The sequence below is a fragment of the Shewanella amazonensis SB2B genome, assembly GCF_000015245.1.
Taxonomy (GTDB): domain Bacteria; phylum Pseudomonadota; class Gammaproteobacteria; order Enterobacterales; family Shewanellaceae; genus Shewanella; species Shewanella amazonensis.
In genome coordinates this window covers 4,235,070-4,256,163 of sequence record NC_008700.1, presented here as the reverse complement: position 1 = coordinate 4,256,163, position 21,094 = coordinate 4,235,070, and the positions used below count along the sequence as shown (strand labels likewise).

The window sequence follows — 21,094 nt, the reverse complement described above, 5'->3', positions numbered from 1 at the left end:
GCGCTATGACCCAAGCTATTCGACAAGTATCAGAGAACGATCAGTTCCGGGCAGACATATACCAGTTGTTGGCGGCCTTGTTGCGCCGTGCCCCCTCAGCCGAACTGCTGGCCTTTTTACAGGGCCTGGACGTTGAGGACGAACTGGATAACGACATGACCCGTGCCTGGGCCGCCATCAAGCTGGCAGCAGGTCAGTTCACACCGGAGCAGCTGGAAGACGAGTACTTCGTGCTGTTTCTTGGCGTGGGCTGCGGTGAAATCCTGCCCTACGGCAGCTGGTTTATGACAGGCTCCCTGATGGACACGCCGCTGGCGCTTCTGCGCCAGGATCTGGCCCAGATGGGCTTTGAGCGTGAGGAAAACGTCAAGGAGCCCGAAGATCACGTGGCAGCCCTGTGCGAAGTCATGGGCGTGCTTATCCTCGAAGCCCCAGGCTATCGCCAACTGGCCTTCTATCAGCGCCATATTGGCAGCTGGATAGACCGCTTCTGTGATGCCGTGGCCAAAGCGCCAAGTTCTGCCTTCTACGCCACCGTGGCCCAGCTTGCCAAGGCCTTTTTTGCCGTGGAAGCCAATGAGTTTGAACAGCTGAGTCTGGACATCCCTGTAAATTGCCCGGGCTCGGCCGAGATTGCCCCCGCCAGTCAGGAAGCGGTTGAAGTGCATTAATTCTGACAGGCAGGACAAGAAACCGGCGGCGAGAGCCGCCACAAAACACTGCCCGGCGAGGCCGGGTGCGATAACAACAAGGAGACAACATGAAGAAGCAAGCTTCCGAAATGAGTCGTCGCGAACTGCTCAAGGCTCTGGCCATTGGCGGTGGTGCCGTGGCAGCGGCCACAGTGGCTGGCAGCGCTACTGCAGCCCCAGCCGAAGCCGCACCTGAAGCGCAAAGCGACAAGTACCGCGAGACTGAACATATCCGCAATTACTACGCCACCCTGCGCAACTGAGCCAGGTAACCTTTAACCAAGGAGATTAAGATGCGATTGACACGCACCTCCACCGAGGCCCGTCAGGCAGAAAAGCCCAGCCTCGGCATGAATCGCCGTCAGTTCCTCAAGTCAGCCGGTTTTGCCACCGGTGGTATCGCCGCTGCCTCCATGCTGGGTACCGGCATGATGCGCCGCGCCGAAGCCAAAGACGTGCCACACAATGCCCCAACCGAAGTGAAGCGTACCATCTGCTCTCACTGCTCTGTGGGTTGCGGTATCTACGCCGAAGTACAAAATGGCGTGTGGACTGGTCAGGAACCGGCTTTCGACCACCCCTTCAACCAGGGCGGCCACTGTGCCAAGGGTGCCTCTCTGCGTGAACACGGCCACGGTGAAAAGCGCCTCAAGTACCCAATGAAACTTGAAGGCGGTAAGTGGAAGAAACTCAGCTGGGATCAGGCCATCAACGAGATTGGCGACAAGATGCTCAGCATCCGCGAACAATCCGGTCCCGATTCCGTGTATTTCATGGGTTCGGCCAAGTTCTCCAACGAACAATCTTATCTGTACCGCAAACTCGCGGCCATGTGGGGCACCAACAACGTCGACCACTCGGCCCGTATTTGTCACTCTACCACTGTAGCCGGTGTGGCCAACACCTGGGGTTATGGTGCGCAAACCAACTCCTTCAACGACATGCGCAACTCCAAGTGCATGATGTTTATCGGCTCCAACCCAACCGAAGCGCACCCCGTTGCCATGCAGCACGTGCTCACAGGTAAAGAGCGCGGCGCCAAAATCATTGTGGTTGACCCACGTTTCACCCGTACTGCGGCTAAATCCGACGAGTACGTGCATATCCGTCCCGGTACCGATATCCCCTTCATCTACGGTCTGCTGTGGCATATCTTCGAAAACAGCTGGCACGATGAGGCCTTTATCAAGTCCCGTGTATACGGTATGGAACGTATTCAGGACGAAGTGAAGCGCTGGACGCCGGAAGAAGTGGAAAACGTGGTGGGTGTCTCCAAGGCACAAATGTACCGCGTGGCCAAGATGATGGCCGAACACAAGCCAGGCACCATCGTTTGGTGTATGGGTGGTACCCAGCACCACGTAGGTAATGCCAACACCCGCGCTTACTGTATTCTGCAGTTGGCTCTGGGCAACATGGGCGTGTCCGGTGGCGGTACCAACATTTTCCGTGGCCACGATAACGTACAGGGCGCCACCGACTTTGGTCTGCTGTTCGACAACCTGCCAGGTTACTATGGTCTGACTTCCGGTGCCTGGGCGCACTGGAGCAACGTATGGGATCTGGATCCTGCCTGGGTATCCGGCCGCTTCGATCAGGGCGAGTACCTCGGCAAGCAGCCACAAACCACCGCTGGTATTCCTTGTTCCCGCTGGCACGATGGTGTGCTGGAAGACAAGACCAAGATTGCCCAGAAAGACAACATTCGTCTGGCATTCTTCTGGGGCCAGTCAGTCAACACCGAAACCCGTGGCCGTGAAGTGCGTGAAGCACTGAACAAGATGGACACAGTGGTCGTAGTTGACCCCTTCCCAACCATGGCCGGTGTTATGCACCAGCGCACTGACGGTGTGTACCTGCTGCCTGCCGCCACCCAGTTCGAGACCTATGGTTCGGTAACTGCCTCCAACCGTTCGCTGCAGTGGCGCGATAAGGTCATTGAGCCGCTGTTCGAATCACTGCCTGACCACGTGATCATGTACAAACTGGCCAAGAAGTGGGGCGTGGAAAAAGAATTCTGTAAGCACATCCAGGTCAACGGTGACGAGCCGCTGGTGGAAGATGTGACCCGCGAATTCAACCGCGGCATGTGGACCATCGGTTACACAGGCCAGAGCCCTGAGCGTCTGAAGATGCACCAGCAAAACTGGGGCACCTTCGATGTGAACAGCCTCGAAGCACCCGGTGGCCCAGCCAAGGGTGAGACCTATGGTCTGCCATGGCCATGTTGGGGTACAGCCGAGATGAAGCATCCCGGTACCCAAATCCTTTACCGTACCGACCGTGAAGTGCGTTTCGGTGGTGGTAACTTCCGTGCCCGCTTCGGTGTGGAGCATGAAGGTAACAACCTTCTGGCGGAAGGCACCTACTCCAAGGGCGCTGAAATTCAGGACGGTTACCCCGAGTTTACCGCTGACATGCTCAAGCAGCTCGGCTGGTGGGATGACCTGACCGAAGAAGAGAAGAAATACGCCGAAGGCAAGAACTGGAAGACCGACGTATCCGGCGGTATCCAGCGCGTTGCCATCAAGCACGGTTGTATTCCTTACGGTAACGCCAAGGCCCGTTGTATCGTGTGGAACTTCCCGGACGATATCCCGCTGCACCGTGAGCCGCTGTACACCCCACGTCGTGATTTGGTGGCCAAGTATCCAACCTACGACGACCGCATGGTTCACCGTCTGCCAACCCTGTACAAGTCAATCCAGGAGAAGGACTTCTCCAAGGACTTCCCTCTGGCATTGACCTCTGGCCGCTTGGTGGAATACGAAGGTGGTGGTGAAGAAACCCGCTCCAACCCATGGCTGGCAGAGCTGCAGCAGGAGATGTTTATCGAAATCAACCCGGGGGATGCCGCTGACCGTGGTATCCGCGATGGTGACGACGTGAAAGTTCATGGCCCAGAAGGCGCTGTGATCACCGTTAAAGCCATGGTGACCCCAAGGGTGATTGCCGGTGAATGCTTTATGCCATATCACTTTGCGGGCATCTTTGAAGGTGAGAGCTTGGTTAAGAATTACCCTGAAGGCACAGTGCCTTACGTACAGGGTGAATCTGCCAACACAGTACTGACCTATGGTTATGACCCTGTGACCCAGATGCAGGAAACCAAGTCCAGTCTGTGCCAAATCACTAAAGCCTGACCGTAACTTGATGAGGAGAAAGCCATTATGGCAGTCATGAAATTTCTGTGTGACACCAAGCGCTGCATCGAGTGTAACGGTTGTGTCACCGCTTGTAAGAACGAAAACGACTCCGCTCTCGAGTGGGGTATTCAGCGTCGCCGTGTAGTCACCATCCGTGATGGTGAACCCGGCGAGGCCTCAATCTCGGTTGCCTGTATGCACTGTACCGACGCGCCCTGTATGGCGGTGTGTCCGGCGAACTGCTTCTACAAAACCGACGACGGCATAGTGCTGCACAACAAAGATACCTGTATCGGTTGTGGCTACTGCTTCTACGCCTGTCCGTTCGGTGCGCCGCAGTTCCCGAAAAAGACCGCCTTTGGCAGTCGCGGCAAGATGGACAAGTGCACCTTCTGCGCCGGTGGCCCTGAGGAGAACTTCTCCGACGCCGAACGCCAGAAGTACGGTGCCAACCGTATCGCCGAAGGCAAACTGCCTATGTGCGCCGAGCTGTGTGCCACCAAGGCGCTGCTCGCCGGTGATGCAGATGTCGTATCCAGCATCTACCGTGAGCGTATGGCTGCCCGCGGCAATCCCAACGTGATCTGGGGCTACAACCCTCAGACAGGTGAGATTAACTGAGGCCAAGCTGTGGCAACAGGGCGCCTTAAATGGGCTCTGTTGCCGCTATAGGAGTGAAAATGTTATCCAAAACGTTTAACAAGTCACTGCAGCAGCTCTGGTCTGTGGCCTTGTTGGCGATAGCTCTGGTGATGGGACCCGTTTCGGGTGCCTGGGCCGCCGATGAGCAATCCAGCCAACAACAGGCTGTGCAAACCAGTGATGCCGATCTGTGGCGTGCGGTAAAAGCCGGTGAATCCGGTTATACCACCGCCCAGGGCGTTGAGGCAGGCGTGCTCATCAACGTGGCCGGTAATCAGGGTAAGGAAGTCCGCAACCAGTATCTGACCCCCGTCATGGGTTTTGCTGTAGTGGGTGTGTTCGGTGCCTTCCTGCTGTTCTATCTGGTCAACGGCCCCTCGAAGCTGCATCACGGCTTCTCGGGTAAGCTGGTGGCACGCTGGAGCAAGGCGGATCTGACTATCCACTGGGTGATGGCCATTGCCTGTATGCTGCTGATCTTCACCGGTTTAACCATCATGCTGGGGCGCCATGTACTCGAACCCTATGTGGGCTCGGGTTTGTGGGCATCGCTCATCTACGGCAGTAAGACAGTGCACGACTTTGCCGGGCCCGTGTTTATGTTGGCCTGGATACTGTGTGTGGTGAAGTGGATGCCGCTGCAAACCTTCAAGCTGTATGACCTTAAATGGTTCCTGCTGGTGGGTGGCTACATCAACTTTGGCCCCTTCAAGGGCAAGCATCCCGACAGTGGTTTCGCCAATGCCGGTGAGAAGATGTGGTTCTGGACCCTGACCATCTTCGGTCTGTTTATCAGCGTGACCGGGGTGATGTTGGTGCTGCCAGGCCTGGATCTGCCGCGGGAAGCCTCAATGGCGGCCCTGCTGATCCACGCCATCAGTGCCATCATCATCATCGCCTTTACCATAGTGCATATCTGGATGGCGACAGTGCTCAGCGAAGGTGGTATGGAGTGTATGAAGTCCGGTTACTGTGATGAAAACTGGGCTATTCAACACCACAACCTCTGGTACGATGAAATCAAAGCCAATGGCAGCTTGAAATACAAGGACTGATCTATAGTCCAGTGTTGAAAAGGGCCCAGTTTTTACTGGGCCTTTCTACATAATCTGGCACCACAACCTCTGGCTTTTTACAACATCCAGCGAAATCAAGGCCAATGGCAGCTTGAAATACAAGGACTGATGTCTGGTCCAGTGTTGAGAAAGGCCCAGTTTTGACTGGGCCTTTTTGCACAATCGGACACCACAGCCTCTAGTACGATGAAATCAAAGCCAATGGCAGCTTGAAATACAAGGACTGACGTTTAGTCCATTGCTGAAAAGGCCCAGTTTTGACTGGGCCTTTTTGCACAATCGGACACCACAACCTCTGGTACGATGAAATCAAAGCCAATGGCAGCTTGAAATACAAGGACTGACGTTTAGTCCATTGCTGAAAAGGCCCAGTTTGACTGGGCCTTTTTGTGTCTGCAAGGGGGCCTCTGCCGCCGAGACCACCAAACCTTCTGACGCTATCAAACGGCTGGCCTCTCATTTCTGCTTTGCTCTTCCATCTTGTCCATCTCCTTGCCAATACACTCTTTCAATGGCGCTCATGCCGCACAAGATTTTCACAAATTTAACGATTTTGAATTGTTGTATCAAAGGGTTACCTCCTCACCTTTTTGATGAATTCTTGCGTTTGTTAACAGAACGCGACTCTCAATGGCTGCGCTAGGCCACAACACTGCGCCAGATCAAGTCTGCGTCTCACGCGCGCGGCTAGAGTGGCGGCGAAAAATCCCTAACTCACTAATAAAAGTGAGTTTTACAACAATAATCATGCTTTTTGTTAACAGGGTGGGTCAGCCAGGCTGACCAACTCAGGAGTCGATATGAAAACAACCCCCAACAGCGCAGAGCGCCGGGCGTTTCTCAAGACCATGGCCATGGGCAGTGTTGCCGGTGTAGCAGTGGCCACTTGTGGCAGCGCGGTGGCACAGCCACTCGAGTCTGCGCCTGCCCAGTCCAAGGGCTATCGCGAGACAGACCATGTCCGCCGTTATTACGCCAGCTTACGCGGCGAGTAAAAGGAGTCAGTAATGAAACTTACCCGTACCTCAGACGTGGCCGCCAAGGTCGAGGCCAAGCCACTGGGCATGAGCCGCCGTCAATTTATGAAAACGGCCGGTATTGCCACCGGCGGCATTGCTGCAGCCTCCATGCTTGGCACTGGTATGATGCGCCGCGCCGAGGCCAAAGACGTACCCCATGATGCGCCGATTGAAATCAAGCGCACCATTTGCAGTGCCTGCGCCGTGGGTTGTGGCCTGTATGCCGAAGTGCAAAATGGCGTCTGGACCGGCCAGGAGCCGGCATTCGATCACCCCTTCAACGCCGGTGGTCACTGTGCCAAGGGTGCTGCGCTGCGTGAGCACGGCCATGGTGAAAAACGCCTCAAGTATCCGATGAAGCTTGAAGGCGGTAAGTGGAAGCGTATCAGCTGGGAGCAGGCGATTAACGAAGTGGGCGACAAGATGCTCAACATTCGTCAGGAGTCAGGCCCGGATTCTGTGTACTTCATGGGCTCGGCCAAGTTCTCCAACGAAGGCTGCTATATGTACCGCAAGCTCGCGGCCATGTGGGGTACCAACAACGTCGACCACTCGGCCCGTATTTGTCACTCTACCACTGTAGCCGGTGTGGCCAACACCTGGGGCTATGGTGCGCAAACCAACTCTTTCAACGACATTCAGAATGCCCGCGCCATCTTTTTTATCGGCGCCAACCCTGCCGAGGCACACCCTGTGTCCATGCAGCACATTCTGACTGCCAAAGAGCGCAACAACGCCAAGATAATCGTGGTCGACCCGCGCTTCTCCCGCACAGCGGCCCATGCCGACCTGCACGTGGGCATTCGCCCCGGCACTGATATTCCGTTTATTTACGGCATGTTGTGGCACATTTTTGAAAACGGCTGGGAAGACAAAACCTTTATCGACCAGCGCGTATTTGGTATGGACAAGATTCGCGAAGAAGCCAAAAAATTTCCGCCAAAAGAAGTGGCCGATATCACGGGTGTCTCTGAAGAGGCCATTTATCAGGCTGCCAAACTGATGGCCGATAACCGCCCCGGCACCGTGGTGTGGTGTATGGGCGGTACCCAGCACCATGTGGGTAACGCAAATACCCGTGCCTACAGTATTCTGCAGCTGGCGCTGGGTAATATGGGCGTATCCGGTGGTGGTACCAACATCTTCCGAGGTCACGACAACGTACAGGGCGCCACCGACCTGGGCCTGCTGTTTGACAACCTGCCCGGCTACTACGGCCTGACCAGCGCCGCCTGGCAGCATTGGACTCACGTGTGGGATCTGGATCTGGAATGGGTCAAGGGGCGTTTCGACCACGGCACCTACCTGGGCCGCGAGCCCATGACCACCCCCGGTATTCCTTGCTCCCGCTGGCACGATGGTGTGCTGGAAGACAAGGCCAAGCTGGCGCAGAAAGACAATATCCGTCTGGCGTTTTTCTGGGGGCAGTCGGTTAACACCGAAACCCGTCAGCGCGAAGTCCGTGATGCACTGGACAAGATGGACACAGTGGTCGTGGTTGACCCCTTCCCAACCATGGCCGGTGTTATGCACCGCCGTAAAGACGGCGTTTACCTGCTGCCTGCAGCTACCCAGTTTGAGACCCGTGGCTCCATCTCCAACTCGGGCCGCTCTATCCAGTGGCGTGAACAGGTTATCGAGCCGCTGTTTGAGTCCAAGACCGACATCGAAATCATGTACCGTCTGGCGGAAAAGCTGGGTATTGCCGAGCAATACACCAAGCGCATCAGCAAAGAAAATGGTGTGCCGCTGATTGAAGACATCACCCGCGAAATCAACCGCGGCATGTGGACCATCGGCATGACAGGTCAGAGCCCTGAGCGTATCAAGGCCCACACCATGAACTGGGGCACCTTCTCGCAGAAGAGCCTCGAAGCCGAAGGTGGCCCATGTAAGGGCGAAACCTACGGTCTGCCATGGCCATGTTGGGGCACGCCTGAGATGAAACACCCGGGCACCCAGATTCTCTATAACACAAGCAAACATGTGAAAGACGGCGGCGGCAACTTCCGTGCCCGTTATGGCGTTGAGTATCAGGGCCAAAATCTGCTGGCCGAGGGCTCCTTCTCCAAGGGCGCCGAGATTGAAGACGGCTATCCCGAATTTACCGCCGATATGCTCAAGCAATTGGGCTGGTGGGACGACCTGACCGCGGCCGAAAAAGCCGAGGCCGAAGGCAAAAACTGGAAGACGGATCTGTCCGGTGGCATCGTGCGCGTTGCCATCAAGCACGGCTGTATTCCTTTCGGTAACGCCCGTGCCCGCTGCCTGGTGTGGACCTTCCCCGATGCTGTGCCTGTGCACCGTGAACCGCTGTATACAGCCCGTCGCGATCTGGTGGCCAAGTACCCCACCTACGACGACATGCAGGTGCACCGTTTGCCTACCCTGTACAAATCGATTCAGGAAAAAGACTTCAGCGGCAGCTACCCGCTGGTGCTCACCTCCGGTCGTTTGGTGGAGTACGAGGGTGGCGGCGAAGAGTCCCGCTCCAACCCCTGGCTGGCCGAGCTGCAGCAGGAGATGTTTGTGGAAATCAATCCGGGCGACGCTGCCGACCGGGGTATTCGCAACAATGACAATGTCTGGCTGGAAGGCCCAGAGGGTGGCCGCATCCTCATCAAGGCACTGGTGACACCCAGGGTAAAACCCGGCGTGACCTTTATGCCTTACCACTTCGCCGGTGTGATGCATGGCGAGAGTCTGGCCCCCAACTATCCGGAAGGCACCGTGCCCTACGTCATCGGTGAATCCGCCAACACGGCGCTGACCTATGGCTACGACCCTGTGACCCAAATGCAGGAAACCAAGTCGAGCCTGTGTCAGATAGTAAAAGCCTGAGCGCGGTAATCTAGGAGATAAGTCATTATGGCTACAATGAAATTTTTGTGTGACACCAAGCGCTGCATCGAGTGCAACGGTTGCGTCACCGCCTGTAAAAACGAAAACGATTCCGCCCTCGAGTGGGGTATCCAGCGCCGCCGCGTGGTCACCATCCGTGATGGTGAGCCGGGTGAAGCCTCCATCTCGGTTGCTTGCATGCATTGCTCCGATGCCCCCTGCATGGCGGTGTGTCCGGCCAACTGCTTCTACAAAACAGAAGAAGGCATAGTGCTGCACGATAAGGACACCTGTATCGGCTGTGGCTACTGTCTGTACGCCTGTCCGTTTGGTGCGCCCCAGTTTCCCAAAAAGGGTGCCTTCGGCAGCCGCGGTAAAATGGACAAGTGCACCTTCTGTGCCGGTGGCCCGGAAGAAAACTTCTCCGATGCCGAGCGCCAGAAGTACGGCAGCAACCGTCTCGCGGAAGGCAAGCTGCCTATGTGTGCTGAGCTGTGTGCCACCAAGGCGCTGCTCGCCGGTGATGCGGAAGTGGTTTCCAGCATCTTCCGTGAGCGCGTCGCCTATCGTGGTGCCGACAACGGTGCCTGGAAGTAACTACAGCCAGGGGGCGGCCTGTTCGCCCCCAACGGAGGTTAACAATGAACAATTGGTTCAAAATCCTGGCCGTGGCTGTGCTACTCATGCTGGGGATGGGGCTTGGCCATGCGGCCGACGCCAACGCCCAACTGGGGGATGCCCAGATGTGGGCCGAGCTGAAAGATGGCGCTGTGGGTTACACCACCTCGACCAGTGAGTTTCATGGTCAGCCTATCAATACCTACGATCCCAGACTGCTGGAGGCGCGCGGCACCTGGTTGGCGCCGGGGCTGATGGCGGCACTGTTTGGCATGATAGTGGTGTTTGCCCTGTTCATCATGGTCAATGGTATCTCCAGGTTGCACCATGGTTTTTCGGGCAAGATGGTGTATCGCTGGTCCAAGCTGGATGTAAGCATTCACTGGCTGGGCGCCATTCCCTGCTTGCTGCTGATCCTCACAGGTTTGGTACTGCTGGCAGGCCGCTTCTTCTTCCAACCCTGGCTGGGTGAAGGCGTGTGGGCCGGTCTGGTGTATGCTGCCAAGCAGGTGCACGATGTCATGGCCATTCCATTTATGATTGGCTGGGCACTGATGACCCTGATGTGGGCCAAAAATCAGCTGCCGAAAATGTACGACATCAAGTGGTTTATGGTGGTGGGTGGCTATATCAACTTTGGCCCCTTCAAGAATCAGCATCCCGATGCCGGCTTTGCCAACGCCGGTGAGAAGATGTGGTTCTGGACCTTTGCCCTGTTCGGGCTGGTGATCTCTGCTTCCGGTATGTTGTTGCTGTTCCCTAATCTGTTCGAGCCAAGCCGCACCCTTAGCCTGACCGCGCTGATCCTGCACGGCATCAGCGCCATCATTATTTGTGCCTTCTCCATAGTGCACATCTTTATGGCGACCGTGATGTCTGAGGGCGGTATGGAGTGTATGGTGTCGGGCTACTGTGATGAGAACTGGGCTACGCAGCATCACAACCTGTGGTTTGATGAAATCAAAGCTAACGGTACTTTGAAGTATAAGGACTAAGTCCTTAACCTTTAGGTACACAAAAACCCTGCATTAACATGCGGGGTTTTTTATTGCCTGTCGGCAATTGGGAATGATCGTTTTGGTGGGCAGCCACACTGCCATGGGGTTGATCAGCTATCGCTGATTGATTTGGCAAGGCTTCGTCTTGCAAAAGGTCGTGGGCGTCCCGCCCACACCCGGGGAAGGGGCTTTGCTCGCCCAAAGCCCCCTCCACTCCAAAGGGCGCCCCACCGAAGTTGTTACCCTGCGTAAAATGCCTTCAATGCACGCAACCGGCACCGACTCACCATCCATGGCTCAACGGTGCCTGCTCCGTCGTCCCTGACGGAGCTTGCTATTGAAGACATTTTCCTCCGGCAACTTCGGAAGGGGGATGCGTAACTTGTCTTCAACTTGCCAAACAAAGAGAGCTTACTGCTCTGAGAGAAATTTTAAACTTTTCCTCTTTCTCTTCGCGCCGAAGCTCATGAAACACCTGATAGACAAGCTATCCCAATTCACAATGTGTTCAGAATTGTCTGGCATAAAGCGGTGGCTACTACACCTGCACTCAGTCGCCGGCGCGAAGAGGAGTCAGTTATTCGTGCGCCATGCTTGCTAAAAGCCGGCGTCACCAGTGGGCCAGGCGGGACTGTCCCCAAACGAGGATTGCCTGATGCTATCCACATGGGCAATGGCCTCTTCCATAATGGCCAGGCCTTCGCGTAATACCGATTCTTCCATGTTTAATGCCGGGTACAAGCGAACATTGGTTTGGCGATCATTGATGGCCCAAACGCCGTTTTCCATCATGCGGCTGCGTACTTCACGGGCAAACCACCAATCTTTTTGATGTTCATCCGGGCTGACAAAATTGACACCGAGTAATAAACCGTTGCAGCGTACTTCATTCACTATGCTGTAGCGGGTCCATTTCTGCATGATCCCTTTTGCAATCTCGCCAAGGTACGCCACGTATTCCACGATGTTTTCCCGCTCATACAGCTCCAGCGTTTTAAGCCCGGCACAGCAAGCGGCCGGTGAGCCGGCATAGGTTGAGCCAGTATGATAATGCTCATTGTCTCCCATTATTTCATCTCGGGCGGCGATGCCGGCACAAGGCTCAATCCCTCCGGAAATATTTTTGCCAAACACCAAAACATCCGGGATCACATCGTAGTGCTCTATGGCCCACATTTTGCCAGTGCGCCCCAGGCCGGTCAGCACTTCATCCACTATCATGACCCAGTCGTGTTTATTGCATAACTCACGCAAGCCCTGCATAAATCGCTTGGGTGGGATCCAGTTCCCGCCTTCGGCTAAGCCGGGTTCAATGATGAGTCCGGCAATGTTATTTGCCGGTACAATGCTGCTGGTTATGTGGTTGTCGATGTACCAAAGGCAATACTCGACATATTGCTCCTGGGTCATGCCTGCGGGAATTTCACCACTATAGGGATAAGGCGCTGTGATCACCCCGCCGGACCAGGCTTCCATGTAGTGATTGTTATTACTGGTGCCCGAGAGCATTTTTGACCCCAGAGCTTCGCCATGGAAACTTGAGCTAAAGGAAATAATATAACGGCGTTTGGTGTGGGTGAGGGCTAAATTAACTGCGGCCTCTGCCGCCTCAGTACCTGAGATTTCAAAGTTAATTCTTGTTAACGCCCTATTTGGCATGATTTGCACGAGCTTTTCGGCCAATTCATAACGATGAGGCGTGTCATAGTGAAAGCCATAACGTGTATGGGCCCAATGTACTGCCTCGACAATTTCAGGGTGCGCATTACCAAAGGGATTGGATGCCCAACCGTTTTGAAAATCGATGTACTGGTTGTCATCCAGGTCCCACACGAAGCTGCCCTGAGCGCGGCCCACCACAACCTGGCTTGCCCCTCTATAGCCACGGCGTGCCGCTTTCTTACACTCTTCTTCATAACGTAACCCGTTGCGGAACAAGGGAATGCCCCGCTCCAGCATCGCCTTTGATTTCGGGCCCGGGAGCTTATAGTTCATTTTCATTATCGAATTCATCATGAAGCCTCTTAACCGTGTGTGCTTTCAATATATGAAGTTGATAACAAGATAAAAATTGATTTGATATCCAAGCTCGTTTGAGTTTTAGTCAAATATAGTCGATTCCACCTTAAAACAAATACATGACCCAACGCCCCTATAACTTGCCCCCTTTAAACGCATTGAAATCCTTTGAAGCTTTTAGCCGCCATCTTAATTTGCGGGATGCAGCGCAAGAGTTATGCGTAACAGAGTCGGCGGTGAGCCGGCAGTTAAAGCAACTGGAAGGGTATTTGGGCGTGAAATTGTTAGAGCGGGTTGGGCGTAACTCCCAGCTAACGGATGTCGGCCAGCATTATTCCAGGGCGCTCAGCCAGGGGCTGTATGTTATGAGTGAGGCGACCGAACGACTTTTCCCACCGCTTACGCGTTATGGTTTCCGGCAAGTGTTAAAAATAGGGGTGGGCCCTGTATTTGCCGAATACTGGTTATCCAAACGCTTGGGAGAATTCAGGGCATTACATCCAAATATCGACTTGGAGTTGCACGTTAATCACAACTTACTTCTGGAAGCGCCATTGGAGCGCGTTGACCTGGAGATTTATACCGGCAACGCGACTCACAATGAGTTTCTCTGTGACCGCTTGTTTCAGATCCAGGATTTTGCCGTCTGCAGCCCGTCGTTACTCAAACGGATAGGTCATGTGACCAAGGTAAGCGAATTGCGTAAATTCCCTCTGCTGCATGAGGGCTCCACCCACTGGTGGTCTGAATGGTTTAAAAGTGCGGGTTGCCAACAACAGCCCGCCAAACACGGCCCCATAGTATACGACCAAATCCAGTGTATTAAGCTGGCGCTGGCAGGTGAGGGGATTGCCTTGGCTGATCATATTTCGACACTCGATCACATTAAAAATGGTGAGCTGGTTCGGCCCACAACACATAAATTGATCACGGCACACTGGATTAGTTTGCTGATTAAACCCGAAAAGAGGCAGGAAGCCCCTGTCGTCGCCTTTAGAGATTGGTTGCTCGGCAGCATGCAGGAGTTCAAATCGAGCCTGGGGGATTATCACGAATAACCACAAGTACCAACGAGATAGCCGGCTAAAAAATAGGGGGTAACCGCCTTGGCATTTATGTCATATCCCAGGTGCTCACGAATTATTGGGCACCGTTGCCATCCTTGGCACCAGCATGCCAGCTGACCAATACCGAGTCACAATCCATGGCGTTTGTTTCTCTGTTGTAATGGTGCGATAAACGAACTGTGTATTCGTGATGGCTAAAATATGCGCTGCTTAACAAAAACGGTAATCTAAACTTGCTGCAACGGCCAAATTGGTGGAAGTTCACATTTTACCTATGTCTAAATGGGTAGGCTATGGATAGCAAACTCGAAATGTTTTCTTTTTATTTCAAAAAGATCCATTTCAGATAATCTTTGACAGGAAGCCCTATGACCAGCAGTTCAACCTTAGCCATTACCGCCGCCCATCAGGCGCAAGTCGATATTACTCTGCCGGCATGGCTGCTGGGCACCGCCGAACGGGTGATGAACTTCTATGTTGATCGCAATCTGCGGCTCGATAACCTGTCTGTTGATACCATGCCCGCCCCAGTGCCCGGTAAAAAGTACATGCTTTATGCACATGTGCCTTTCTGCCATACCCTCTGTTCTTACTGCACCTTCCACCGCTTTACCTTCAAGGAAGACAAGGCTCGCGCTTATTTTATTTCCCTGCGTAAAGAGATGACCATGGCGAAGGAGCTCGGTTACGACTTCGAGTCCATGTATATCGGTGGCGGCACCACCACTGTGCTGGAAGACGAGCTGGCCCGCACCATTGAGCATGCCAGACTGCTGTTCCCCTCCATTAAGGAAGTCTCCTGCGAGTCAGACCCGCGCCACCTGGCGAGCCCCGAGTTCCGTCAGCTCAAGGGGCTGGTTGACCGCATGTCCATTGGGGTGCAGAGTTTCGATGACGGCATCCTCAAGATGACTGACCGTTTCGAAAAGTTTGGCTCGGGGCTGCAAACCTTCGACCGTATTCAGGCGGCCAAGGAGCTGTTCCCCATCATCAACGTGGATCTGATTTTCGGCTTCCGGGGCCAAACCGAAGAGGTGATCCAGCGGGATCTCGACATGGCCCGCCGCCTCGACCCAAGGCAGATCACCACCTACCCGCTGATGATCACCCATCAGACCCGTAAGAGTGTAAAGGGCAAGCTGGCGGCGCCCCAGGCGGATCTGGCTCGTCAGTACAGCCAAATCCTCACCAGCCTGCGTGGCCAGTACAACCAGTTGTCGAGCTGGGCATTCGGCAAAGCCAACGATGAGGGCTTTGATGAGTATGTAATTGATTATGATGAATATCTTGGTGTGGGTTCGGGTTCGTTCAGCTTCCTCGGCGACACCCTGTATGTGAACACCTTCTCGCTGCGCAAATATCAGGAGCGCATTGAGGCGGGCAAGATGAGCGTCGAGCAGCAAAAACGCTACGACACCAAGGCCATCATGCAGTACCGCTTCTTGCTGGGGCTCTTCTCGGGCAGGCTGTCGCGCCAGTATTTCCGCGACACCTTTGGCGTTAACCTTGATACCGCGCTGTTCAAGGAAATGGCCGCCATGAAGCTGATTGGCGCCCTGAAAAACGACCCAGCCAATCCAGAGGAACTCCTGGTTACCGACAACGGCAATCTGATGGGCCTGCTGATGATGAAGGAGTTTTACTCCGGCATGGATAACGTACGGGCACAGCTGCGTCAACCGCTGAAGAATTGCGATATGTAAGACGTGCTTGTACCTGGAGGCGGTTAGCGGCCTTCAATAATACAGCGTTTACTCTGCGCTAAGGGTTACGGGATGGCCTGGTGCAACAAGGTCGCAATCTGTGTCCATAAGCCGCTGACATAAGCTGTCTGTACAAACCTGCTGGCGACCGTTGGCTTTTGCCCGGTAAAGCAGTTCATCAGCCTGACGAATCGCCTCTTCAATGTCAGGGATTTCAGTTGCGCCGTTATCCTCAAGAGCAGCAATACCGGCTGAGAAGCTAACGCTAAAGCCAATGGCGGGATCCTGCTGACACGCATGAGTAAATGCGCGCTGCACACGCTGTAGCAGGCCTGCAAATATGATGGGGTCTTTCTCCGTCGCCAGCAGAATAAACTCCTCACCACCAAAGCGACCGATAATGTCTGTTTGCCTCAACGTCGTTTTCGCCCCATGAGCAAATGCCCGCAAGACGGCGTCACCGACGTGATGCCCATGTTTATCATTGATGGCTTTAAAAAAATCCAGATCCAACAGAGCAACGGATAATGGGAACTGCTGACGTTCGGCAAGACGCTGCATCTGACGGGCCTGATGCAAAAAAGCACGTCGGTTAAGCAATCCCGTTAAGGGATCCGTATCCGAGAGTTGTTGCAGTTTTATCCTGTGTTGGCGGCTGCGAAGTAGGTACAGCGACAATATCAGGGTGATCATGACGCCTGCACTAATCACTATCAGTGTAATATGCAGTCTTGATTTTGCTTTTTGTTCTGCCGCTGCAATACGGGCTGCTTGTTTTTCTTGCTCTGCGGCCTGTGTTTCTTCTTGAGCCAACGCCAAGCGGGTTTGAAAACTGCTTAACATTAATGACCGCGCCTCTGCGTCTTTTGCGGTTCTTAACTGATGATAACGCTGAGAGGCTTCAAGTGCTGCCTGATAATGACCTTGTTTCTGGTAAATTTGTTGCAGTAGATCCTGACGCTCCCAATTATCTTCTGCTGTAATTCTGTCAGCCATTGCTTGCGCCGCTGACAGATTCCCCAGCAATAGGTACGATAGCCCCGCATAATATGCAGAGCTATCATTCAGGTGCGGTATTTGCTGCACGGGATTGAAGTGCATTAATCGATTTACATTGGAAAAGTCGCCTTGCTGAATTTCGGCGAGCCAAACAATTTTCTCCATCACATCTGAACAGGCGATATTATTGTGAGCAGACAGTGAAGCCTGTGCATAACGAACCTTTTCCTCGAATGGCAGAAAATACATATTGGCAATGTTGCAGTAAATAATTGCGATGTGTTCCGAGTGATTTTTCTGCTCATAGTGCTGTGCGAGTCTGCCGTATTGCTCAATGGCCTGTTCCGTGTCACCAATCAAACTGCTGTGGTATGCTAGCTCTTCTTCAAGATAAAATAATAGGTCTTTGCTGTTTGTACTTAATTCAAATTCCTTTGAAATTTGTGAGAGACGAAAGAGAGGTTGTGGGATTTTTTCAAAAAGTTGAAGTTTATAATATGTTTCAAGTAAGTGTTTTAAAAAAATAACATGTATATACGGTATGTTTTCTAGTTCAGGTTTTTTTTGTAAATCTTCAAGTAATTTTACTGCCAGTTCAGGGTTGTTTTGATAGGCATATATTTCATAGCTTTTAACTGTCATAGCATAGATGTATAGCTCTGGTTGTTTATCATAACTAATCAAATCAAATGCTTTAGATAAGCTTTCATTAATATAAAATATTCCATGGAACCGCAGTTTTTCTGCTTTAAAAGTTAATAATGCGGCTTTTCTTACAGGCTCGTATTTTGCTTTGTTAATGCTTAGGTCTATCTTAGCGATAACGCTGTCCAGATTATCTTGTGAGAGTGATTTGTCCAATTGTGCCAGCTCTTCCTGAAGCTCTGCCATGCCGTATCGCTCTTGTGCCAGGGTCGCTTGTGTTACCAGCAGTGACATCATCCCTGCAATGACGAGCCGAATAAAACGCAGCATGAACTTATCACTATCCATGTGGATAGCAGACTTAAAACGCGAATAGAGCAAAGCACTGAAGATCAACAAAGTCACTCCAATAGCAAGTTTTATACAATGTTACATATAATCAAAAAATAGGCTGTCGTATTTTGCTTGTTTTGTGAACAAAATGTCTGTTTGTTGTCATTCCACACGAAGCCACAGCCAATGTCGAAATATTCGTTAATTACCCTGGTGTTAAAGTCCGAGGGACTATCCGAACGCTGAACTTCGCCTGCCCACCTTTTGCTCTGGCATGGGATGCTCCCGATAACTGGCGCTACTTAAAGCAGCGCACTTGTTATCCCCTTGTGGCTTGATTCCGTATTAGCCTTCTTCTCGTTTCTCGGTATCGCAGGAGACGGCGAAATATTCCGGCGCTGTGCTTAAGGTAAATCTGGGGTAGAGGCTAATCAGTTCTTCATAAGCAGCCGGTTTACGGTGCTGCAACTCAAACAGGGCTCTCAGGTGATGTTCCTTGAGTCCGCCGGGGTTTTGTTCTATCACATTCATCACCCTTTCTCTGTCGATATTAAGACCAAACATGGTGAAGGAACCTGTAGAGAAGGACTTGATGGTAAAGTAGAGCGGATCCAGTTCGTCATCGTGCCATTCGAGGTTGGGATGGCTGCCGCTGATACTTTCATAGACATGCGGCTCGCCCATTTTAGCCGCCGCCAGCGCAATGGTTTTGATTTCCTTGTCGGTCCAGGGAATATCACTGGCCCAAAAAAGCCATGCGGTTGAATCCAGCTGCCCCAACATCGCCAGCAGTGTTTTGCGGTCCGGCTGAGCACCTTGTTGCTTTAACCACTGAGCGACTTCCAGGCTGGGCATATTGAAGTTAAGTGCTAAAAAAGTGTTGCTGAGCAGCACCATGTATGACCTGTTTTCCTCTGAGGAAGCCTGTGCCAGTAATGCGTCAACGGGGTATTGCTGCCAGTCTGTTGTTTGTTGCATGGCATCCCGCAGGGGCGCAATTAGCTCGTTCATTTGCGAAGGCAGACTGGTATCAGAAGACCAGATGTTCTCGGTGCAGTGGCGTATTTCGGGGGAGTTTTTCACTTTGTCGATAAAAGGCGATTCGCGATATTGAGCGAGTTTCTCCGGGGTGAATTGGCGGGCATCAAACCAGGCCTGCCGCTGTTCACATTGCGTTATACGTGCCCTGGTGTCGTCGTCCAGAGCGCTGCCGATATTCCCAAGCTGCTGCAAAAGGTCTTGTCTGGCGGTAACGTCATAGCTATCTGTGTACGCTACGTGAACAGAAAATCCTTGTTCTTCCAGAACTTTTACTGTGCGAGTTGCTCGTCCACCCCATGGCATTTTTTTGGCTCTGCTCAGCATCACCGGCTGCGCTTGGGGTAACTTTTCCCAAAGCTTGGTAAAGGCCTCAGTGCTAACAAGCTTCTCGGTAATTTCCAAATGTAGACCATTGAGAGTGGCGTACATCAGCTGGTTTTCGTACGCAGCATCGGATTGCAGCAGGGCTGGAAAGGTATCCAGTAAGGTAGCGGCAGATGTCAGGTCACCAACCTGCAGCGACGTCATATAAAAGCGTGGTACCGGGCTTAAATAGCGGTTTTCAAGTATTTCGGAAGGCACAGAAGCACCGCGAAATTGGGAAATATAGGTATCAATATTTCCTTTGTCTGGCACCCTGTTCCAAATGTCAGGAAATTGCGTTTGCCACATTTCGGCTAACATACGCTCCAGAACTGACAGGTTGAGCGCCAGGTCGCTGGTTGCAGGAAGTTGAAAGACGCTGTTTGCCGATCGCAGCAATTCACGGCCCGGCTCACTTTGAGACAGAAAAGACTCAGCTGTTAACACCGCCTCACGTAGTTTGACGAATCGATAGAAATCCCGGCCTTTATCGAAGTCGTCCACAGCCAATGCATCGGCTACATCCAAGAGTGGTTCGCCCTGCTCGTAGAGTTGCCACGCCATCAGAGTGCGCTGCTGTTGCTGTTTGTATTGGGCATCAGCGCCCAGACCTGCAGCCCGCAGACACTCGACGGCACTGAGACCGGTCTCCAACGGGCTATCGTCGAAGGTTTGCAGCTCCGTTTGCTGGTTTGCGGTTGAAATAGCGCCAGCGGCTTCTTCCGGGGTTGATGGGGCGTTCTCGGACGCCACTTTCTCACCCGAAACTGAGGTGGTGTGTGTTGGCATTAGTAAGGTTAACGCGCCAACAATGCCCAGGATGGCGGCGATGGCCAAGGTGATTTGGGTTTTATTCATGACAATCCCTGTAACGCGAGCTATTTGCCGCCATGTTGCTGTTGCGCTGGTATCACGCCGTGGCTGAGTTCTGGCGGTCCTTGCCGTATTCGAGTTCACTTAAAGCACTCATGTTTTCATACTGTTACCTTTGATTCAAGGGGCGAAACCATCGGGTTTCCCGGCTTTTCCGGTAAAACGCCCGCCCACGGAAAGTCCTTTGTGGGGGGCATGTGTGGTGAGGCGCAGTTCAAGAGATGACGGAGCAGGTCTGTTTTGATAAAGATGCATCATTTACGAAGATACTGGATTGAATATGCCTGATTTAAGCGACGGCGAGCTCTATTACGATACGCGCTTTGAGCAACTGGACATGGCGAATGCCTGCTTTCGGGACATGGAGTTTGAAGATTGCGTGTTTTCAGATTGCGACTTTTCGGCTGCCCGATTTCAACACTGCCGCTTTAACCAATGCCGCTTTGAGCGCTGCAACCTGAGCCTGGTGGTGTTTGCCGCCAGCCGTTTGTTTGGTGTGAGCTTTGTTGAGAGCAAACTCATCGGCGTGGATTGGACCCGAGCTGATTGGCCCGACTTTCATCGGGATTTTGAGTTGGCATTCCAGCGGTGCATCCTGAATGACTCGTCATTTTACGGCCTGACAATGAAGCAGCTTATGATGGCCGAATGCCGGGTGCAGGAAGTGGATTTTCGCCACAGTAACTTCAGCGGCGCCAGTCTCACCCACTGCGACTTCTCCGGCAGTCTATTTGTGCAAACCAATTTAAGTCGTGCCGACTTCAGCGGCTCTGAAGGTTTTAATATCAATGTGCTCGAGAACACCCTCAAGGGCGCAACCTTTTCGCGCTTCGATGCCTTGAGTCTGCTTGAGTCGCTGGGCATTGAGCTGGTGGATTAGCTTTGGGCCAATTCGGCTATCAGTTGAGCAGCATCTTGTCATTTTCAAGGGAAGGGATTGAGGTGAAGTTGCAGAGCCAACAACAATGTTATTGGATTGTTCTCTGTTAACCATATGAAAATAAGAATCTTGTCAGCAT

Annotated in this window: 15 protein-coding genes; 12 read left to right on the top strand and 3 right to left on the bottom strand. The window is 53.0% G+C overall.

The features are described 5' to 3' along the window. Positions 1 to 5 precede the first annotated feature (5 nt). The 9 genes from SAMA_RS18780 to SAMA_RS18740 all read left to right on the top strand — a co-directional run bounded on the left by SAMA_RS18780 (position 6) and on the right by SAMA_RS18740 (position 11,029). On the top strand, positions 6 to 671 hold the full coding sequence (locus SAMA_RS18780) for a TorD/DmsD family molecular chaperone (protein WP_011761721.1): 666 nt from the start codon (positions 6 to 8) through the stop codon (positions 669 to 671). An 89-nt stretch (positions 672 to 760) separates the two neighbouring features. After that, a complete protein-coding gene (locus SAMA_RS18775; RefSeq protein ID WP_011761720.1) occupies positions 761 to 955 on the top strand; it encodes a hypothetical protein in 195 nt (64 codons plus the stop codon). A 30-nt stretch (positions 956 to 985) separates the two neighbouring features. Beyond that, the gene (locus SAMA_RS18770; RefSeq protein WP_011761719.1) at positions 986 to 3,835 is read left to right on the top strand and encodes a formate dehydrogenase subunit alpha; all 2,850 of its coding nucleotides are present in this window, start codon (positions 986 to 988) and stop codon (positions 3,833 to 3,835) included. Between the two features lie 27 nt (positions 3,836 to 3,862). Then, positions 3,863 to 4,459 carry a formate dehydrogenase FDH3 subunit beta gene (gene fdh3B, locus SAMA_RS18765; RefSeq protein WP_011761718.1) on the top strand — a complete coding sequence of 199 codons (597 nt, stop codon included), beginning with the start codon at positions 3,863 to 3,865 and terminating at the stop codon, positions 4,457 to 4,459. A 59-nt stretch (positions 4,460 to 4,518) separates the two neighbouring features. After that, positions 4,519 to 5,535 (top strand): formate dehydrogenase subunit gamma, encoded by a 1,017-nt coding sequence (locus tag SAMA_RS18760; protein ID WP_011761717.1) that lies wholly within the window; start codon positions 4,519 to 4,521, stop codon positions 5,533 to 5,535. 821 nt (positions 5,536 to 6,356) lie between these two features. Further along, on the top strand, positions 6,357 to 6,551 hold the full coding sequence (locus SAMA_RS18755) for a hypothetical protein (protein WP_011761716.1): 195 nt from the start codon (positions 6,357 to 6,359) through the stop codon (positions 6,549 to 6,551). Between the two features lie 12 nt (positions 6,552 to 6,563). Beyond that, positions 6,564 to 9,416 carry a molybdopterin-dependent oxidoreductase gene (locus SAMA_RS18750; protein ID WP_011761715.1) on the top strand — a complete coding sequence of 951 codons (2,853 nt, stop codon included), beginning with the start codon at positions 6,564 to 6,566 and terminating at the stop codon, positions 9,414 to 9,416. 27 nt (positions 9,417 to 9,443) lie between these two features. Further along, the gene (gene fdh3B / locus SAMA_RS18745; protein WP_011761714.1) at positions 9,444 to 10,013 is read left to right on the top strand and encodes a formate dehydrogenase FDH3 subunit beta; all 570 of its coding nucleotides are present in this window, start codon (positions 9,444 to 9,446) and stop codon (positions 10,011 to 10,013) included. Between the two features lie 44 nt (positions 10,014 to 10,057). Beyond that, positions 10,058 to 11,029, top strand: a complete 972-nt coding sequence (locus tag SAMA_RS18740; protein ID WP_011761713.1) for a formate dehydrogenase subunit gamma — start codon at positions 10,058 to 10,060, stop codon at positions 11,027 to 11,029. Positions 11,030 to 11,629: 600 nt separating this feature from the next. Here the strand turns inward: SAMA_RS18740 and SAMA_RS18735 are convergent. After that, on the bottom strand, positions 11,630 to 13,048 hold the full coding sequence (locus SAMA_RS18735) for an aspartate aminotransferase family protein (protein WP_011761712.1): 1,419 nt from the start codon (positions 13,046 to 13,048) through the stop codon (positions 11,630 to 11,632). 122 nt (positions 13,049 to 13,170) lie between these two features. Between SAMA_RS18735 and SAMA_RS18730 the strand changes: the two genes are divergently transcribed. Further along, the gene (locus tag SAMA_RS18730; protein ID WP_011761711.1) at positions 13,171 to 14,109 is read left to right on the top strand and encodes a LysR substrate-binding domain-containing protein; all 939 of its coding nucleotides are present in this window, start codon (positions 13,171 to 13,173) and stop codon (positions 14,107 to 14,109) included. 377 nt (positions 14,110 to 14,486) lie between these two features. After that, positions 14,487 to 15,821, top strand: a complete 1,335-nt coding sequence (locus tag SAMA_RS18725; protein ID WP_011761710.1) for a coproporphyrinogen III oxidase family protein — start codon at positions 14,487 to 14,489, stop codon at positions 15,819 to 15,821. Between the two features lie 48 nt (positions 15,822 to 15,869). Here the strand turns inward: SAMA_RS18725 and SAMA_RS19255 are convergent, their stop codons facing one another. Both SAMA_RS19255 and SAMA_RS18715 read right to left on the bottom strand, forming a co-directional pair. After that, positions 15,870 to 17,864 carry a GGDEF domain-containing protein gene (locus SAMA_RS19255; RefSeq protein WP_049757954.1) on the bottom strand — a complete coding sequence of 665 codons (1,995 nt, stop codon included), beginning with the start codon at positions 17,862 to 17,864 and terminating at the stop codon, positions 15,870 to 15,872. Positions 17,865 to 18,143: 279 nt separating this feature from the next. Beyond that, positions 18,144 to 20,060, bottom strand: coding sequence for a hypothetical protein (locus SAMA_RS18715; RefSeq protein WP_011761708.1), 1,917 nt, complete (start codon positions 20,058 to 20,060; stop codon positions 18,144 to 18,146). 295 nt (positions 20,061 to 20,355) lie between these two features. On the opposite strand from SAMA_RS18715, the gene SAMA_RS18710 reads away from it, so the two are divergent. Continuing rightward, positions 20,356 to 20,955, top strand: coding sequence for a pentapeptide repeat-containing protein (locus SAMA_RS18710; protein ID WP_011761707.1), 600 nt, complete (start codon positions 20,356 to 20,358; stop codon positions 20,953 to 20,955). Positions 20,956 to 21,094 lie beyond the last annotated feature (139 nt).